This is a genomic window from Erythrobacter sp. W36, from assembly GCF_057364935.1.
In genome coordinates this window covers 1836339-1853023 of record NZ_CP200281.1, presented here as the reverse complement: position 1 = coordinate 1853023, position 16685 = coordinate 1836339, and the positions used below count along the sequence as shown (strand labels likewise).

The 16685-nt window shown below is 60.2% G+C and carries 16 protein-coding genes and 2 pseudogenes; 13 read left to right on the top strand and 5 right to left on the bottom strand.

From position 1 onward, the window contains the following. Window positions 1-196 precede the first annotated feature (196 nt). The 11 genes and pseudogenes from AC0V6U_RS08990 (at window position 197) to AC0V6U_RS08940 (ending at window position 9294) form a co-directional block, all read left to right on the top strand. Window positions 197-400: an ArsR/SmtB family transcription factor gene (locus AC0V6U_RS08990; protein WP_472642832.1), complete on the top strand. Its 204-nt coding sequence runs from the start codon at window positions 197-199 to the stop codon at window positions 398-400. Beyond that, on the top strand, window positions 397-819 hold the full coding sequence (locus AC0V6U_RS08985) for a VOC family protein (RefSeq protein WP_472642831.1): 423 nt from the start codon (window positions 397-399) through the stop codon (window positions 817-819). Before AC0V6U_RS08990 ends, AC0V6U_RS08985 begins: the two co-directional genes overlap by 4 nt. A 136-nt stretch (window positions 820-955) precedes the next feature. Further along, window positions 956-1357 carry a PilZ domain-containing protein gene (locus AC0V6U_RS08980; protein ID WP_486169439.1) on the top strand — a complete coding sequence of 134 codons (402 nt, stop codon included), beginning with the start codon at window positions 956-958 and terminating at the stop codon, window positions 1355-1357. 178 nt (window positions 1358-1535) lie between these two features. Further along, window positions 1536-2096 carry a ribosome maturation protein RimP gene (rimP, locus tag AC0V6U_RS08975; RefSeq protein ID WP_472642829.1) on the top strand — a complete coding sequence of 187 codons (561 nt, stop codon included), beginning with the start codon at window positions 1536-1538 and terminating at the stop codon, window positions 2094-2096. Then, window positions 2096-3758: pseudogene (gene nusA, locus AC0V6U_RS08970) on the top strand (transcription termination factor NusA). The gene rimP and the pseudogene nusA overlap by 1 nt, the downstream one beginning before the upstream one ends. Further along, window positions 3739-4632, top strand: coding sequence for a DUF448 domain-containing protein (locus tag AC0V6U_RS08965; RefSeq protein ID WP_472642828.1), 894 nt, complete (start codon window positions 3739-3741; stop codon window positions 4630-4632). The pseudogene nusA and the gene AC0V6U_RS08965 overlap by 20 nt, the downstream one beginning before the upstream one ends. A 9-nt stretch (window positions 4633-4641) precedes the next feature. Beyond that, window positions 4642-7178 (top strand): annotated as a pseudogene (gene infB / locus AC0V6U_RS08960) (translation initiation factor IF-2). 20 nt (window positions 7179-7198) lie between these two features. Next, window positions 7199-7621 (top strand): PaaI family thioesterase, encoded by a 423-nt coding sequence (locus AC0V6U_RS08955; protein WP_472642827.1) that lies wholly within the window; start codon window positions 7199-7201, stop codon window positions 7619-7621. Then, on the top strand, window positions 7621-8166 hold the full coding sequence (locus AC0V6U_RS08950; RefSeq protein ID WP_472642826.1) for a DUF1697 domain-containing protein: 546 nt from the start codon (window positions 7621-7623) through the stop codon (window positions 8164-8166). Before AC0V6U_RS08955 ends, AC0V6U_RS08950 begins: the two co-directional genes overlap by 1 nt. A gap of 4 nt (window positions 8167-8170) precedes the next feature. Beyond that, entirely contained in the window at window positions 8171-8587 is a 417-nt protein-coding gene (gene rbfA / locus AC0V6U_RS08945) for a 30S ribosome-binding factor RbfA (protein ID WP_472642825.1), read from the top strand. Further along, window positions 8584-9294: a hypothetical protein gene (locus tag AC0V6U_RS08940; protein ID WP_472642824.1), complete on the top strand. Its 711-nt coding sequence runs from the start codon at window positions 8584-8586 to the stop codon at window positions 9292-9294. Before rbfA ends, AC0V6U_RS08940 begins: the two co-directional genes overlap by 4 nt. A 20-nt stretch (window positions 9295-9314) precedes the next feature. On the opposite strand, the gene AC0V6U_RS08935 is transcribed toward AC0V6U_RS08940, so the two are convergent. Together AC0V6U_RS08935 and AC0V6U_RS08930 are read right to left on the bottom strand one after the other, a co-directional pair. Then, entirely contained in the window at window positions 9315-9902 is a 588-nt protein-coding gene (locus tag AC0V6U_RS08935) for a YceI family protein (RefSeq protein WP_472642823.1), read from the bottom strand. 68 nt (window positions 9903-9970) lie between these two features. After that, the gene (locus AC0V6U_RS08930) at window positions 9971-11578 is read right to left on the bottom strand and encodes an AbgT family transporter (protein WP_472642822.1); all 1608 of its coding nucleotides are present in this window, start codon (window positions 11576-11578) and stop codon (window positions 9971-9973) included. A 162-nt stretch (window positions 11579-11740) separates the two neighbouring features. Here AC0V6U_RS08930 and AC0V6U_RS08925 point away from each other — a divergent pair, with 162 nt between their 5' ends. Both AC0V6U_RS08925 and AC0V6U_RS08920 read left to right on the top strand, forming a co-directional pair. Beyond that, window positions 11741-12319, top strand: a complete 579-nt coding sequence (locus tag AC0V6U_RS08925; protein WP_472642821.1) for a thymidine kinase — start codon at window positions 11741-11743, stop codon at window positions 12317-12319. Window positions 12320-12343: 24 nt separating this feature from the next. Beyond that, on the top strand, window positions 12344-13027 hold the full coding sequence (locus AC0V6U_RS08920) for a site-2 protease family protein (RefSeq protein WP_472642820.1): 684 nt from the start codon (window positions 12344-12346) through the stop codon (window positions 13025-13027). A gap of 1 nt (window position 13028) precedes the next feature. On the opposite strand, the gene galK is transcribed toward AC0V6U_RS08920, so the two are convergent. Genes galK through glpD form a run of 3 tightly spaced genes read right to left on the bottom strand, consistent with a single transcriptional unit; the run spans window position 13029 to window position 16682 of the window. Beyond that, on the bottom strand, window positions 13029-14066 hold the full coding sequence (gene galK / locus AC0V6U_RS08915; RefSeq protein ID WP_472642819.1) for a galactokinase: 1038 nt from the start codon (window positions 14064-14066) through the stop codon (window positions 13029-13031). Next, window positions 14059-15150, bottom strand: coding sequence for a galactose-1-phosphate uridylyltransferase (locus AC0V6U_RS08910; protein ID WP_472642818.1), 1092 nt, complete (start codon window positions 15148-15150; stop codon window positions 14059-14061). Before AC0V6U_RS08910 ends, galK begins: the two co-directional genes overlap by 8 nt. Further along, on the bottom strand, window positions 15147-16682 hold the full coding sequence (gene glpD, locus AC0V6U_RS08905; protein ID WP_472642817.1) for a glycerol-3-phosphate dehydrogenase: 1536 nt from the start codon (window positions 16680-16682) through the stop codon (window positions 15147-15149). Before glpD ends, AC0V6U_RS08910 begins: the two co-directional genes overlap by 4 nt. Between the last annotated feature and the right edge of the window lie 3 nt (window positions 16683-16685).

Below are 16685 nucleotides of genomic sequence, written 5' to 3'. Positions count from 1 at the left end.
GCGCATGGCTTGACAAATCAGAATCATTTCCATAATTCTAGAAATATGGAAATGATAAACACCCCAACACCGGATGCAGCCGTTGAAATACTCGCTGCCCTCGCTCAACCGAGCCGCCTTGCTGTTTTCCGCGAGCTTGTCACGGCGGGCAGCACGGGTCTCGCCGCTGGCGCGATTGCGAAACGGGTGGGCGTGCTTGGCGAGCTCGCTCTCGTTTCATCTCACCAACCTAAAGCAAGCCGGGCTAGTTGCCGAGCGCCGTGAAGGACGCTCGATCATCTACACTGTGCGGTTTGAAACGATGCGCAGCCTGATGGCCTATTTGCTTGAAAATTGCTGCGCCGAAGAAGGCTCTGGCGCAGCCATCGCCAGTTTAATCAATGAAGGAGAGCGGGCATGAAGCGGTTGCACATGAATTTGCGGGTCAGCGACCTTGAGGCATCGACCCAGTTCTACACCAAGCTGTTCGGCGCTCAGCCGAGCGTAGATGAGCCCGCTTATAAAAAGTGGATGCTCGATGATCCCTTCGTGAATATCTCGATAGAGCCAGAATGCGGCGAAGTTGGCATTGCCCATGTCGGTCTGCAGGCTTCGAATGATGAGGAATTGCAGGACATCTATCGCAATATCGAGGCCTCTGGCGCTGACACGTTCGAAGAGGGCGAGACGCAGTGCTGCTACGCGCATTCCTATAAGACCTGGACCCGCGACCCTGATGGCCTCGTGTGGGAGGCGTTCTTCACTGACGGCCAGCGCCAAGACTATGGCCAAATGCCAGACATCAAGGGTGTGTTGGGAGGCGATGCGGGCAATGCCTAGGCAACGTCAGGCGCCTGCTATTGCCCCTTGACGCGCTTGTCCTGAGCCTCGCGGCCTCGCATCTTCGACCTAGCCAATAACCCTTAGGCCGCGCTTCAAGCTGCAGCGACCATTGCCCTCTAGAAGCGTGCCCACCGTGCGGCATGCGCTATCCAAACCAGGCTCAGCCTCCCATTTCGATCCGTTCGTCAAAACCGGTCGGCGCGGGGCTGCGCGTTTGCGATTGGCGATTCCGGCTCGGCTTATTTCGCTCTATTCGACCCAGCGCTGCGTCTTGCTTGATGTGTCACGAACAGGGGCAAAAATTGCTCTAAAGAAGCCACTCGACTTAGGTGAAGGGGCATTGCTTCAAGTCCACACGCTCGATCAATTCGCCTCCGCAGTCCGGTGCGAAAATGGCCGCAATGGCCTAGAGTTTGAGGCACCTTTGAGCGATGAGCTGGTGATCCAAATGCGCTGGTTCGGTGAACAGATTGAAGAGCAGGAAAAGCGCGATCTGCGTGAGGCGGTGCGGGCCTGGGTGAATGGCGATCATTAGGGCGCTGCTGCATTCTCTCGCGGAGGCGCATTCTCCTGCGCATAAGGCTCTTGCCAAGCGGATCGAACGCGCTTAGTTAGCGCTCATCACGACATTGTCGAGACAGTCTGAGTTTGGCGCCTCCGGGGGCCGGACCCAAACGGGTTTGTCTATCGCGCGGTGTCTTTACGGAGTTACGATGGCCGATCTGGCGCGCCTTTATGAAGTAATCGAACCTGAAGCCGCTGCGCTCGGGTTTGAGCTGGTGCGCGTAAAGATGATGCCGTCAGAGGCCGGTGATGGCGGCGAAGCGCTGCAGATCATGGCTGAAGACCCGGCCACTGGGCAGCTGATCATTGAGCAATGCGCTGAGCTCAGCCGCCGAGTGTCCAGCGCTATGGATGCATGCGAAGAGGCGGGCGAGGTTCTGATCGAAGGCGCCTATCACCTCGAAGTGTCATCTCCGGGCATTGACCGCCCACTGACCCGGGCCAAGGATTTTGCCAATTGGGCCGGGCACGAGGCAAAGATTTCCATGGTCAAAGGGTTTGACGGCCAGCGCACGCTTCGCGGCTCGCTAAGCGGGATCGATGGTGATACAGTCATCATCGAAGACGCGAAGGCTGGCGAAACCCGCGTACCGCGAGGGTCAATTCATTCGGCAAAACTCATCCTGACAGATGAACTCATTGCCGCTACACAGCCGCTCGACACGAGTGGTGCAGACGAAATTCTAGAACAAGAGAAGGCAGACGACTGATGGCCAGTGCCATTTCCGCCAACAAGGCTGAATTGCTCGCAATCGCAAATGCGGTCGCATCTGAAAAGATGATCGACAAAAACATCGTCATTGAGGCGATGGAAGAGGCGATCCAGAAAAGCGCTCGCAACCGTTACGGTGCCGAGAACGACATCCGTGCAAAGCTCGATCCGCAAACCGGCGACTTGACGCTTTGGCGCGTTGTTGAAGTGGTTGAAGAGGTCGAAGACTACTTCAAGCAGGTTGATCTGGCCCAGGGCCAAAAGCTGCAAGAGGGCGCGAGCGTTGGTGACTTTATCGTCGACCCGCTGCCTCCGGTTGATCTGGGCCGCATCGATGCGCAATCCGCCAAGCAGGTGATCTTTCAAAAGGTCCGCGATGCAGAGCGGGAACGGCAGTTTGAAGAGTTCAAAGACCGCGCTGATGAAGTCATCACCGGCGTCATCAAGTCGGTCGAGTTTGGCCATGTGATTGTGAACCTGGGCCGCGCCGAAGGCGTAATTCGCCGCGATCAGCAAATCCCGCGTGAAGCCGCCCGTACTGGTGAGCGCGTGCGCGCGCTGATCACCAAGGTGGAGCGCAACAATCGCGGCCCGCAAATCTTCCTCAGCCGCAGCGCGCCTGATTTTATGCGCAAGCTGTTCGCGCAGGAAGTGCCAGAGATTTACGACGGCATCATCGAGATCAAAGCCGCTGCACGCGATCCAGGCAGCCGCGCGAAGATCGGCGTGATCAGCCACGACAGCTCGATCGATCCGGTCGGTGCCTGTGTTGGTATGAAGGGTAGCCGCGTTCAGGCCGTCGTGCAGGAATTGCAGGGCGAGAAGATCGACATCATTCCATGGAGCGATGACATTGCGACCTTCGTCGTGAACGCGCTTCAGCCGCGCGACCGTCGCCCGCGTTGTTCTGGACGAGGAAGAGGGGCGCATCGAAGTCGTTGTGCCTGACGATCAATTGAGCCTGGCGATTGGTCGCCGCGGCCAAAACGTGCGTCTCGCCAGTCAGCTGACCGGTCACCAGATCGACATCATGACTGAGGAAGAGGCAAGCGAGAAGCGTTCGAAAGAATTCGCTGAGCGCTCCAAGATGTTCGAAGAAGAGCTCGACGTTGACGAGACCCTGTCGCAGCTGCTGGTTGCAGAGGGCTTTGCGGAGCTCGAAGAGGTCGCATATGTGCCGCTGGAAGAGCTGGCCGCGATTGAAGGCTTTGACGAAGAGCTCGGCGAAGAGCTGCAAAACCGCGCGAAAGAAGCGCTGGAGCGTCAGGAAGAAGCACACCGCGCGGTCCGCCGCGAGCTGGGCGTCGAAGATGCGCTGGCTGATATGCCGCACCTCTCCGAGGCGATGCTGGTTGTGCTGGGCAAGGGCGGCATCAAGACGCTCGATGATCTGGCCGACCTCGCAACTGACGAGCTGATCGCCAAGAAGCGCGAAGCACCGCGCCGCCGCAACAATGCTGATGGTCCGCCAACGCGGCGTCCGCCTCAGCGTCAGGAAGACAAAGGCGGCGTGCTGGGTGAGTTTGGCCTGAGCGAAGAGCAGGGCAACGAGATCATCATGGCTGCGCGTGCGCACTGGTTTGAAGACGAAGACGGGGCAGCAGACGCTGCAACCGAAGCGACAACACAGGAGGCCGCGAATGCGGACTCCGACAAATGAGCGCGTAGCGTCCGACATCGTTGATGCTGGCGGGAAAGCCAGCGAGGGTCAGAACATCGCTTCTGGCTCCCAAGAAGGCTACGCCAAGTCCGCATCCAAGCCGGAGAGCAAATCTGGCCACCGGGGCGGAGGGTCAGGCAAGTCCAAGAACCGCCGCCGCAATGCGAATAAGGGCAAGGAAGCGCCAGAGCGCCGCTGTATCCTGACCGGCGATCATGCTGGTCAAGATGAGTTGCTGAGGCTGGCGATTTCGCCCGATGGTGACGTTTTGCCCGATCCATCGGCCAAGGCGCCGGGACGCGGAGCGTGGATCACGCTGGACAAGGCGGCACTTGAAGCGGCTATGGCCAATGGCCAGCTTAAAGGGGCGCTGGCGCGCGGATTTAAGGGCGTCAAACTTTCCTACAGCGACGATTTGCCGCAGCAGATCGAATCTGCACTGCGCAAATCACTGATGGACCGTTTGGGATTGGAGCTGCGCGCAGGGCAATTGGTGCTCGGCTCTGGACGGATTGAGGACCAAGCGCGCGCAGGCACGCTGCACATGTTGCTGCACGCCAGCGACAGCAGCGAAGACGGGCGCAAGAAATTGGATCAGGCCTGGCGCGTTGGGCGCGAGGCAGAGGGAACCGGAGAGCGCGGCGAGGTCTTGCCACTGGACCGCGCGGCTCTGTCTGTGGCATTGGGCCGCGAGAATGTCGTTCATCTTGCTCTTCGCGGAGCAAGCGGGGCGGATCGCATGAGGCGGGCACTATCCCGGCTCATGGCGTTTTCGGGGGCTGTCATGGCTGGCTGCGGCGGCAGCACAAAACGATCGACGGACGGGGCGGATCAGCCGCGCCCGAACGACATAGAAGAATACACGAAGGACTAACGAGCTAGCATGAGCGACGACGACAACAACAAACGGACCCGTAAACCACTTGGCCTCAAACGGCCGCGCTGGTGACGGTGAGGTCAAACAGACCTTCAGCCACGGCCGCACCAATAAGGTGGCGGTTGAGGTTAAGCGCCGCCGCAAGCTCTTGAAGCCGGGTGAAACCCCGCCGCCAGAGGCTGCACCCGCGCCCGCTCCTGCGCCAGAACCGGTCGCGGAAGCCCCGGCGCCTGAGCCGAAGAAAGCGCCTGCGAAGAAGGCCGCGCCATCAGAAACTCCTCAAGAGCGCGTAAAGCGGCTTGAGCGCGAGGCAGAAGAACAGCGCCTCCAGCTCGCCGAAGACGCGCGCAAGCGTGACGATCAGAAAGCGAAGAAGGCCGCTGAAGACGAGAAGAAGCGCGCTGAAGACAATCGCAAAGCTGACGAGGAAGCTGAAAAGCAAGCCGCCGCCGATGCGAAAGCCGCTGAGCAGGCAGCCACCGCTGAGGCCGAAGCACCTGCTGCGGCCGCCGCTGAAGCGCCAGCAGCCAAGAAGGAAGCAGCATCTGCGCCAAGCGGGCGCAAGTTTACCCCGGTTGCGCGGCCCGAGCCGAAGCGTCCCGAAAAGAAAAAGGGCCGCGAGGACAAGCGCAGCTCGCCCGGTGCAGACAAGCGCCGTTCGGGCAAGCTCACTGTTACCAAAGCGCTGAACGAGGACGAGGGTCGCCGCGCGCGTTCACTCGCCGCGCTCAAGCGTGCGCGTGAGAAAGAACGCCGCGCTCAAGGCGGACCGTCCAAGCCGCGTGAGAAGCAAGTTCGCGACGTTATCGTGCCAGAGGCGATCACCGTTGGCGAACTCGCCAAACGGATGGGCGAGAAGGGCGCGGACCTCGTCAAAGAGCTGTTCAATCTCGACATGATGGTCACCGTCAATCAGACGATCGACCAGGACACTGCCGAGCTGCTCGTGGAGCAGTTTGGCCATAATATCGAGAAGGTCTCTGAAGCCGATATCGATATTGTCGCTGAGGAAGACAAAGATCCCGAAGAGACGCTGAAAGAGCGTCCGCCGGTCGTGACCATTATGGGCCACGTCGATCACGGTAAGACCTCACTGCTCGATGCTTTGCGCGGGACCGATGTGACCAAAGGCGAAGCTGGCGGGATTACCCAGCACATCGGCGCCTATCAGATCGAGACCAAGAACAAGCAGAAGATCACCTTCCTCGATACACCGGGCCACGCCGCATTCACCGAAATGCGTCAACGCGGCGCGAATGTGACCGATATTGTGGTGCTGGTGGTGGCTGCCGATGATGGCATTATGCCGCAAACCATTGAGGCGATTAAGCACACGAAAGCGGCTAAGCGTGCCGATGATCGTGGCGATCAACAAGATCGATAAGCCAGAAGGCAATGCCGACAATGTCCGCACCCGTCTGCTCGAACACGAAGTGATCGTGGAGAAGATGTCGGGCGATGTGCAGGATGTGGAAGTTTCCGCAACCAAGGGAACCGGGCTTGATGATCTGATCGAGGCGATCACTTTGCAGGCGGAACTGCTGGAGCTTAAAGCACGGCCAGACCGCCATGCCGATGCGACCGTGGTTGAGGCCAAGCTGGATAAGGGCCGCGGCCCGGTTGCCACTGTGCTGGTGACGCGCGGCACTCTGAAACGCGGCGACACCTTTGTGGTTGGCACCGAGAGCGGACGTGTCCGCGCGCTCGTCAATGACAAGGGTAAGCAGATCAAGGAAGCAGGACCAAGCTTCCCGATCGAAGTGCTTGGCCTGGGCGGTGTGCCATCGGCTGGTGACGTTCTGACCGTTGTCGAAAACGAACAGCGCGCCCGCGAAGTGGCCGAATATCGCCGTGAGAAGAAGACGGAGCAGCGCACCGCGCTCGCCCCGACCAACTTTGACACGATGTTCAACAACCTTGCCTCTGACGTGGTCGAATTCCCCGTTCTGGTGAAGGCTGATGTTCAGGGCTCGGTTGAGGCGATCAATACCGCGCTGCACAACCTGTCCAATGATCTCATCAAGGTCCGCGTGCTGCACGCTGGCGTTGGCGCGATCACGGAAAGCGATGTGACCTTGGCGGCGGCGTCAAACGCGCCGATCCTCGGCTTTAACGTGCGTCCGAATGCGAAAGCGCGCGACCTGGTGAAGCGCGAAGGCGTGCGGATGATGTATTACGATGTGATCTATCATCTGACCGACGAAATCGCGAAGGAAATGGCCGGCGAGCTTGGTCCGGAAAAGATCGAGCACGTTGTTGGCCGCGCGGATGTTCAAGAAGTCTTCAAGTCCGGCAAGAAGGACAAGGCGGCGGGTCTGCTCGTCACCGAAGGCTCCATTCGCAAAGGCCTGCACGCGCGTCTTACCCGCGAGGATGTCATCGTTTCGGCGACCACCATCGCGTCGCTGCGCCGCTTCAAAGACGATGTCGACGAAGTGCGCTCTGGCCTCGAATGCGGTGTGGTTCTGGAAGATACGAACGACATCCAACCGGGCGACAGCCTCGAAGTCTTCGAGGTTGAGGAGCGTGAACGGACGCTGTGATCAGCGTCTGACGCAGGCGAATGGGCAAGATTTACGAATCCAAGCGCTCCCCATCGGCTGAGCTGATGGGGAGCGAGTTCGTCTCGTTCGATGCCGACAAAGGCGAGCTGACCACGCGCTTCACCCCGCCGCCAAGCTTCGCCTCGCCAAGGGGCGCGGTGCAGGGCGGGCTGATCGCAGGTTTCCTTGATGAGGTGATGGGCGGCGCTTTGCTGGCGGTCACAGAGGGCAGCGAGCACGGCACAAAACTCCCACTCAATCTCGATATGAACCTGACCTTCGTGTCGATGGTTCCGCTCGCGCCAATCATCGCGAAGGGCCGCGTGGTCAAGCATGGCCGCCGGGTCGCTTTCCTCGAGGGCGAGCTCTTCGATGAGGCGGGTAATCTGCTGACCCGGGCCACTTCCACTGCCTTGCCAACCGATATTCCCGAAGGCTTCTGATGGCGCGCCTTCTCGCTCTGCTAGGCAGCATCAATATCGGCGGCAACCGGGTGAAGATGGTCGATCTGAAGGCTGCCTTTGCGAAAGAAGGCCTCAAAGACCTCGTCACCGTCGCGGCGAGCGGCAATTTGATCCTGTCCGATGACCGCGCGCCGGTGGAGATAGAGGCGCATCTTGAGCGCATTCTCGCCGATCAGTTCGGCTTTAAGAGCTGCGTCATGGTGCGCACCAAGGCGGAGGTGCAATCAGCCGTTGAGGACAATCCGTTCCACGGCACCGGGCCAGAGCATGGCTCTGACAAGATGGTGCATTCGATATTTCTCAGTCAGAAGCCTGACCAAACCCGCTTTGAAGCGCTGAAGCAGGAGCACAGTTCAAAGGGCAGCGAGCGGCTCGCGCTGGGGGACCGCGTGCTCTATCTCGACTATGTCCACGGGGTCGGCGTGTCTGACCTTTCCAGCAAATTTCTTGAGCGGCGGCTTGATTGTCGCGGCACAGCGCGCAACATGAACTCCCTCAAGAACATAATTTCAAAGATGGATTAAGCCGATGGCTCGCCAACAATTCACCGCTGAACAGCAATCGGTCCGCGTCCTGAAAGTGGGCGAGCGGGTGCGCCACATCCTGTCGGAATTGCTGGCGCGGGGCGAAGTGCATGATGATGTGGTGAGCGCCTCTAACATCGCGGTGACAGAAGTTCGCATGACGCCGGACCTGCGCAATGCGACCGTTTACGTGAAACCGCTGCTCGGCTCTGAAGAGGACGAGGTGGTGAAGGCTTTGCGGCAGAACACCGCCTTTCTTCAGCGTGAGGTCGCCAAAAGGCTGGGGCTGAAATTCGCGCCGAAGCTGAAGTTTCGGGCCGATGAGAGCTTCGATGAGGCAGACCGGATTGAGAGTCTGCTGCGCGATCCCAAGGTGGCGCGTGATCTGGCTGATGATGGCGAAGAGGACGGCGCACCATGATTTCCATTCTGGCGGCGGCGGCGCTGGCTGGCGGGGCGACTGATGCGCCTGCAGGCGCTCAGGCTGAGCCTGGAGTGTCCATGCCCGTTTGGGAGAGTGAAACCTCCTATCGCGATATCAACTTCGTTCCGCGCGGCTGGCGATTGTTCGACAAGGCAGAGGGCGATCTCGACGGTGATGGCCGCACCGACAGCGTGCTGATCATTCAGGAAAATGACCCGGCCAAAATGCGGAGAAATCTCGATGGCTTTGGCATGGATTTTTACGATGCCAATCCGCGGATCGTGCTTGTCATTCTGCAAGATTACCCAGGGCAATATCGGCTAGTCGCCAAGGGCAATGCGATTATCCCTGATCACGACCGCCCAACGATCAGCGACCCTTATGAAGATATGCGGATCGAGGGCGGTTCGCTGCATCTCCACATCGCATTCTTCGCAAACGCGGGCAGCTGGAGCATGTCGAACCGCCAGTTTCAGTTTCGCTGGGACGGTAAAGCCATGGCGCTAATCGGGTTTGAGTATACACATGTGCGGCGCAACACTGGCGAAATGCGCCAGACCAGCGTCAATTACCTCACTGGCAAGCGCAATGATGCGTCAGGCAACATCGAAGATGATGCGGCCAATTGGGTCTGGAGCGACGTACCAAAGGGCACCCAGACGACGCTGAGCACCATCGGCAACGGTTTTGAATTTGAAGGGTGAACGCGCTGCCTCAGCCGGGCCTAGCGCGGGATCATCTTCGCCTTCAGGCTGATCGTCACAGTCTTGCCGACGATCAAATTGAACGATGTCATACCGTAGTTTTTCCGATTGATCTTCATCGTCCCGGTGAGGTTTATCGCCTTGCCGACATTGCTGGCTGGCGGCTGATCAAAGGTGACAAACAGAGTTTCATCGCGGGTCACGCCGCGCGCGGTCAGCGTGCCGGTGATCTTGCCAGTGCGCCCGCTGGTCATGACGAGGTTAGAGCCGCGAAAGCGCGCGGTTGGATACTTATTGACCCAGAAGAACTTTTCAGAGCGCAGCCGCTTCAGCGTCACCGAATCCGACGCTTTGATGTCCTGCGTGTTGATCGTCACATCGACTGTCGCATCGCGCGGGCGATCGGGGACGAAGGTGACCGCGCCGCTGATCGAGTTGAAGGTCGCCGTGCGGCTGCCAATGCCAAGGAACGGCACCTTCGCAGCAATTGAGCTCGCCTTAGTGTCGAGCGTGTAGGTCTGCGATGCATTGCCTAGCAGCAATGCTGCGAGCATCGGGACGGCGACGATTTTGAACTTGCCGGTCAGGGACTGAGGTAGGCGTGACATAAACTCTCCTATGGTAAGATGTTCGCGCTAGCCCTGCGAAAAGTTTCACTTTGAGAAAATTTGAGGCCCTATCCCCCGCCTGCATTGGCCGCTGTCGGGATATCGATGAACACGCTCGCGCCCGGCCCAAGCGGCAGATCGAGCACGACCCAGCCGATCGTGAGCGCAAGGCCAGAGACCATCAATCCGATCGAGAACGGCAGCATGATCGCCGCCAGACTGCCAATGCCAAAGCCCTTATCCCAGCGCTGGCAGAAGATCAGAATGAGCGGGAAATAGACCATCAGCGGGGTGATGATATTGGTCGCCCCGTCACCCACGCGGTAGGCCGCCGTCGCCATCTCAGGCGAGATACCGAGCAGCATCAGCATCGGCACCATGACTGGCGAGAGCAGCGCCCATTTCGCGCTTGCGGAGCCAACGAACAGGTTGAGCAGGCCAGAGACCAGAATGATCGCGGTGAGCAGCGCCCAGGCTGGCAATCCGGTTGAGCCGAGGAAATCCGCTCCTTGAACGGCCAAGATCAGGCCGAGGTTCGACCAGCTGAACATCGCAACAAAATGCGCGGCCGCAAAAGCGAGCACGAGGTAATAGGCGAGGTCCTCCATCGAACCGGACATCATCTTCACGAGGTCGCGGTGATTGGTGATCGTCCCTGCGCCCTTACCATAGGCCCATGCAGCGAGCAGAAAGAGCAGGAAGAAGCCGCCGACGAGGCTCTGATAGAACGGATTGAGCTGAGCCTCTGGCGATGCGGTCTCATCAATCAGAGGCGTGCCGGGGCCAAAGGTAAAACCGAGCCACAGCGCGATCACGCCCAGCACGGCAAGGCCAGCGTAACGCAGGCCAGCGCGCTCGCCGTCAGTCAGCGGCTTGTCGCCTTGCTCGTCTTCAGCTGGACGGCCCGCATTGGCGGGGTTCCACGTGCCCAGGCGCGGCTCAATCACCTTGTCGGTCACAAACCAGATCACCGGCAGAAAGACGAATGTCATCGCCGCGATGAAATACCAATTGCCCGCGATGTTCGCGGTGTAATCGCCGAATACGGTCTCAACCGCCGCCTCTGTAATACCGAACAGCAGGGCATCGAGTTGCCCCGGAAAGAGGTTCGCTGAAAAACCGCCAGAAACGCCCGCAAATGTCGCGGCGATCCCGGCCACCGGGTGCCTGCCAGCGGCGTGGAAGATGATACCCGCCAGTGGGATCAGTACCACATATGCCGCGTCTGCGGCGAGGTTGCCGAGCATCCCGACCAGCACAACAATCGGGGTCAGCAGAGCCTTTGGCGCATTGCGAACGCCTGCGCGCATTGCGGTGCCAAACAGGCCAGCCCGCTCGGCCACGCCCGCGCCCAGCATCACCACCAGAACATAGCCCAGCGGGTGAAAGTGCGTGAAGGTTTTGGGCATATCCACCCACAAACGCAGGATATTTTCCGCGCTGAACAGGCTGGCGGCGGTGATGATCCGCGCATTGCCAGTTTCCGGATCAATCTCTGTCGGGTGCGCTGCGGATAGGTCCACCGCGCTGGCAATCACAGAGATCAGCACGAGGATCGCGATCAGCCAGAAGAACAGGAACACCGGATCGGGCAGCTTATTGCCGCTGCGTTCAATCCAGCCCAAAATCCCGCCCATGCCTTGGCTCTGATCGGGTGTCGGCGCTGCGCTTGCCATAGGATAAAGCCCCTCAACTCATGCTGTGTGTCTAGACGTGACGCTAACATTGCGTCTGATGCCTGTCTGCCCTGTGAATGGGTCTGCACACAAGTAAAGCCTGTGTATGGTCACATGTTCCCGGCTGGCCCAAATGCGAACGCTGGCTTAGGCTGCGCCGCCATGGCTAAGCTCTATTTCTATTTTGCGAGCATGAATGCGGGCAAGAGCACCACGCTCTTGCAAACCGCGTTCAACTACCGCGAGCAGGGGATGCGGGTGTGCCTGTGGACGGCGGCGATTGATGACCGGCCCGGATTTGGCGCGATCAGCAGCCGGATTGGCCTATCCAGCGATGCGCGCCGGTTCGATCCTGCGACGGACATTGAGCGCTTCGTGCTCGATGATCATGCAGAGGCACCGATTGATTGCGTGCTGCTGGACGAGGCGCAATTCTTGACGAAGGACCAAGTGTGGCAGTTGGCGCAGCTGGCCGATGTGCATGGCATTCCGGTGCTGTGTTACGGACTGCGCACGGATTTTCAGGGCGAATTGTTCCCCGGCTCAGCGGCGCTGCTGGGCATTGCCGATGCGCTGATCGAGCAAAAGGCGGTGTGCCATTGCGGGCGCAAAGCGACGATGAACCTGCGCGTCGATGAAAGCGGCAAAGCAGTTAAGGAAGGCGCGCAAACCGAGATCGGCGGAAACGATCGCTATCTCGCGCTGTGCCGCAAGCATTTCAGCGAAGCTCTGGCGGGTTAGGCCCCGCGCGCCTACCTATCACAGATGTCCGAGACACTTTCCCTTGCCCTCATCCTGATCCCGTGCCTGATTGTCGCGATTGTTTTTCACGAGGTCGCGCATGGATATGCCGCAAAACTGCTCGGCGATCCGACCGCGCAGGAGCAAAAGCGGCTGAGCCTCAACCCGATCCGCCATGTTGATCCGGTTGGCACTTTACTGGTGCCGGGAGCGCTGGCTCTGGCGGGCGCGCCCGTGTTTGGCTGGGCCAAGCCGGTGCCGGTTCAACCATGGCGTTTGAACAATCCGCGCTTTGGCATGATGGCCGTGGCGGCGGCGGGTCCGGGGACGAATTTTGTGCTCGCTCTGTTGGGCGCGATAGCCTTGGGCATAGCCGCGGGCAATATGGACCCGTCCTCAAACCCCGATGATCCCGGCATGTTGGTGCAGGGTCTGGGGTATTTCATCCTAATCAATGTGTTTCTGGGTGTGTTCAACCTGCTCCCGATCCCGCCATTTGATGGCTCGCACATTGTCGAGGGATTGCTGCCGCGCAAGCTGGTCAAATACTATGCGAAGCTGCGGCCGTTTGGAATGCTGCTGTTCTTTGGCCTGGTCGCGCTGACGTGGTTTGCGCCGCAATGGGGCGTGCTGGAAAACACCATTGGCCCGGCGGTCGGCTGGGTGATGGATCAGTACCGGTCAATTGCGGTGGCTGTCGCGGGCTGAGTTAAGCCCCGACCGCGTCGATAAAGCGCGCCTGCGGATGGCGCGCGAGCAATTGTTCCAGCCAAGCCTCGCGGGTGTCCTTTGCAACGCAGGCGACGATGCAACCGCCAAAGCCCCCGCCTGTCAGCCGCGACCCTGCCGCGCCCAGCTCTTGTGCGCTCGCGACCAGAGCATCGATCTCTGGCAGGGACATTTCGAACAGATCGCGCATTGAAACATGGCTCTCATTCATCGCTTGGCCCAGCGCGGCAATATCGCCCGCCTTTAGCGCATCAATCGCGGACCAGACGCGCGCCTGCTCAGTCGCGCAGTGCATGGCGCGGCGCTTGACGACCGGGTCCAGTTCCGCCTGCTCGATTTGCTCGACCTGCAAGAGGCACAGATCATTGGTGCCGAAATGCGCTTTGGCGGCGTCGCATTCGACTTTGCGCGCAGCGTAGCGGCCATCGGTCAGCTTGCGGGTTAGGCCAGAGTGGATGACCACCATCTCGTGGCTGTCGGGCAGGGTGACGAGATCGTATTCGAGATGCTTGGTGTCGAGCGCCATGGCGGTTCCGGGGGTGGCGAGCGCGACCGCCATCTGGTCCATAATACCGCAGGGAACGCCCATATATTCGTTCTCAACCCGGCGCGCTGCCACGGCCAATTCAACATCGCTTTGCGTGCCCCCGCCAGCGGCGCGCGCGGCTTTGAGGATCGAGACGATCAGAGCCGCGCTGGAGGAAAGACCAGAGCCCTCTGGAATGGTCGATTGAACCTCCAGTGTCACGCCGCCGCTCAGCAGGCCCAGATCATTGGCGACCCGGATCGCGCCGACGCAGGGGTCGGACCATTCGCCCACCGCATCATCGGACAGATTGCGGATTTCCGGCGCTTCATAATCGCCAGAGCTGACCGCGACCGTGTCGTCATCGCGCGGCGCGAGCGTCACGTCCAGGCCGATGGAGAGTGCGGCGGGCAGCACCATGCCGCCATTGTAATCGGTGTGCTCCCCGATCAGGTTCACGCGGCCCGGCGCGTGCGCAGTAAAATCAGTCATTTGCCCCCACCTTACGCAGTGCCTCGACCGCGCTTTCGGGCATCACATCGACGGTGAATGTCCCGGTGTGTTGTTCAACCGAGGCGAGATATTTGACCCGGCCCTTGGCGCGCAGCAGCGGGTAGAATTGCACGGTGAAGTGATAGCCTTCGCTGCCCGATTTGGGCGCGGCGTGAAACGCCATCATGGTCGCCGCAGGCCCGTCAAACAAAACGTCATAGCGGCGCGTCATCTCGCCAAGCCAATAGGCAACGGCGTCCAGCTCGGCATCGCTGCATTCCCATGGGCCAGCGCGGCGCGCAGTGGGCGCGATCCATGCCTCATAGGGGAAGCGGGCGAAGCGCGGCACGAAGGCGGCGATCCCGTCTTTCTCGCCCAAGCCGTAATCCGGCATGGCGGCCTGTATCTCGGCGGCGAGGTCATAGCCGCCCGCAAAGGCGTCTATTGCCCGCTGCTGTATCTCGGGCACGCGCTGAAACCCGTAAATCTGGCCATGCGGGTGGTGCAAAGTCACGCCGACTTCATCGCCGCGGTTTTCAAACGGCAGCACATATTCGCAGCCCGCATCAAACATCGCCTGATAGCGGTCGAGCAGAGCGGTGATCAGGACGCGCCGGCGGTCTTGGCCGATGGTGTGCAGACTGCCGCTGGCCTTGGGTGAATAGACCACCACTTCGCATGCGCCCTTGGCCGGTTCAGCCGCGATCCCAGCAATCGCGCTCGCATCAGAGGCACTGGGGTGAAAGGCGGCAAATTTGTTTTCAAACACCGCGAGTTCGAAATCTTCAAACGGGATTTCTGTTTCCGGGCCGCCCACGCGGGTTGGGGCGAGGGGGTCATCGGAGGCCGCAGGCTTGAAGGTGCGGTTCTGCCGGTGCGCGGCATAGACGTTCCATTCGTCCCGCATGGGATGGTGACGGATCTCGCCGCCTTGCGCGATTGGGTCTGCGCTTTCGGATTGCAGCGCCAGTTCGTGCGGCGTGTGGCCGTACAATTGCAGCAATCGCCCATCGGCCTTGCGATGCTCCCTGCGATAGACAGTCTTGCCGCCAATCTCGCGGTCTAGCGCTATGTTCTCGCTCATAGCGCGGCAGCTTTCGCGGACGCATGCTCACCTTCGAACCAATCCTTCACGCGCGCGCGCTCTTCCTTGCTGAGGTGAAGGCCCAGCTTGCTGCGCCGCCACAGAGCATCATCGGCGCTGCGCACGAATTCGTGTTCGATCAGATATTCAAGCTCGCGCGCAAACAGATCGCCGCCCAAATGCGCGCCCATGTCATTGAGGCCTTGCGCGCCGCCAATCAGCGCCTCGGCCCGCGTTCCGTAGGCGCGGGCAAGCCGCAGCGCCGCCCCATTAGGCAGCCACGGATAGCGCATGGCAAGGTCGGTCACAAAGGCATCAAAGCGCATCGGATCAATCTCGCCGCCGGGCAGATGCGCATCAATCGTCCAACTGGTGTCGCCTTGGCCCAGTCGTTTCAGCGCGTGTTCGGCAAGCTTGCGATAGGTTGTGATCTTGCCGCCAAAGATCGACAGGATTGGCGCGGCCTTCGCGCCGTTTTCATCGGTGTCTTCCAGCTCAAACACATAATCGCGCGTCACCGTGGAATTGCTGGCGGCCTTGTCGTCATACAGAGGCCGGACCCCGGCATAGCTGGACACGGCCTGATCCGGCGAAATGTCCGTGCGCAAATATTCATTGGCGGCATCGCAAATGTACTCGGCTTCTTCCGGCGAGATATCGATGCCCGATGGATCGCCCTCAAAGCCCTGGTCGGTGGTGCCAACCAGAGTGAAGTCGCGCTCATAGGGGATCGCAAAGATGATCCGGTCATCCTTGTTTTGAAAGATGTAGCAATGATCGCCGTCGAACAGCTTCGGGAAGATCAAATGGCTTCCCTTAACCAGTCGCAGGTTCTCATGGTTTTCGCGCGGGATTGCCCGGCCCAGCACTTTGTCGACCCATGGGCCAGCCGCGTTCACCACTTGGCGGGCCTGTACATGCGCCTCGCCATCGGGGCCGCTAAGGACCGCGTTCCAATGCTGGCCATCGCGGGCAAGGCCGGTGCATTCCGTGCGGGTACGGATGTCCGCACCGCGTTCTTTTGCATCGACACAGTTGAGCGCGACCAGGCGCGAATCCTCAACCCAGCAATCGGAATATTCAAACCCTTTGACCAGCCGGTCTTCGAGGAAGCTCCCATGCGGAGCCTCGCGCAGGTTCACCGTGCGGGTCGGGGGCAGCAGTTTGCGCCCGCCCATGTGGTCATACATGAACAGGCCGAGCCGCAGCAGCCAGCTGGGGCGCAAGCCCTTGTCATGCGGCAATACAAATCTGAGCGGCCACACGATATGCGGCGCGATTTTCAGCAGGCGCTCCCGCTCGATCAGGCTTTCGCGGACCAAGCGGAATTCCAAATGCTCCAGATAACGCAGGCCGCCGTGGACCAGCTTGGTCGAAGCGCTGGAGGTGTGGCTGGCGAGGTCGTCTTTCTCCACCAGGCACACTTTGAGGCCGCGCCCTGCTGCATCGCGGGCAATCCCGGCGCCATTGATGCCGCCGCCAATCACCAAGAGATCAAGCATCTCTTCGCTGTGCTGTGCAGTCTGGCTCATGTT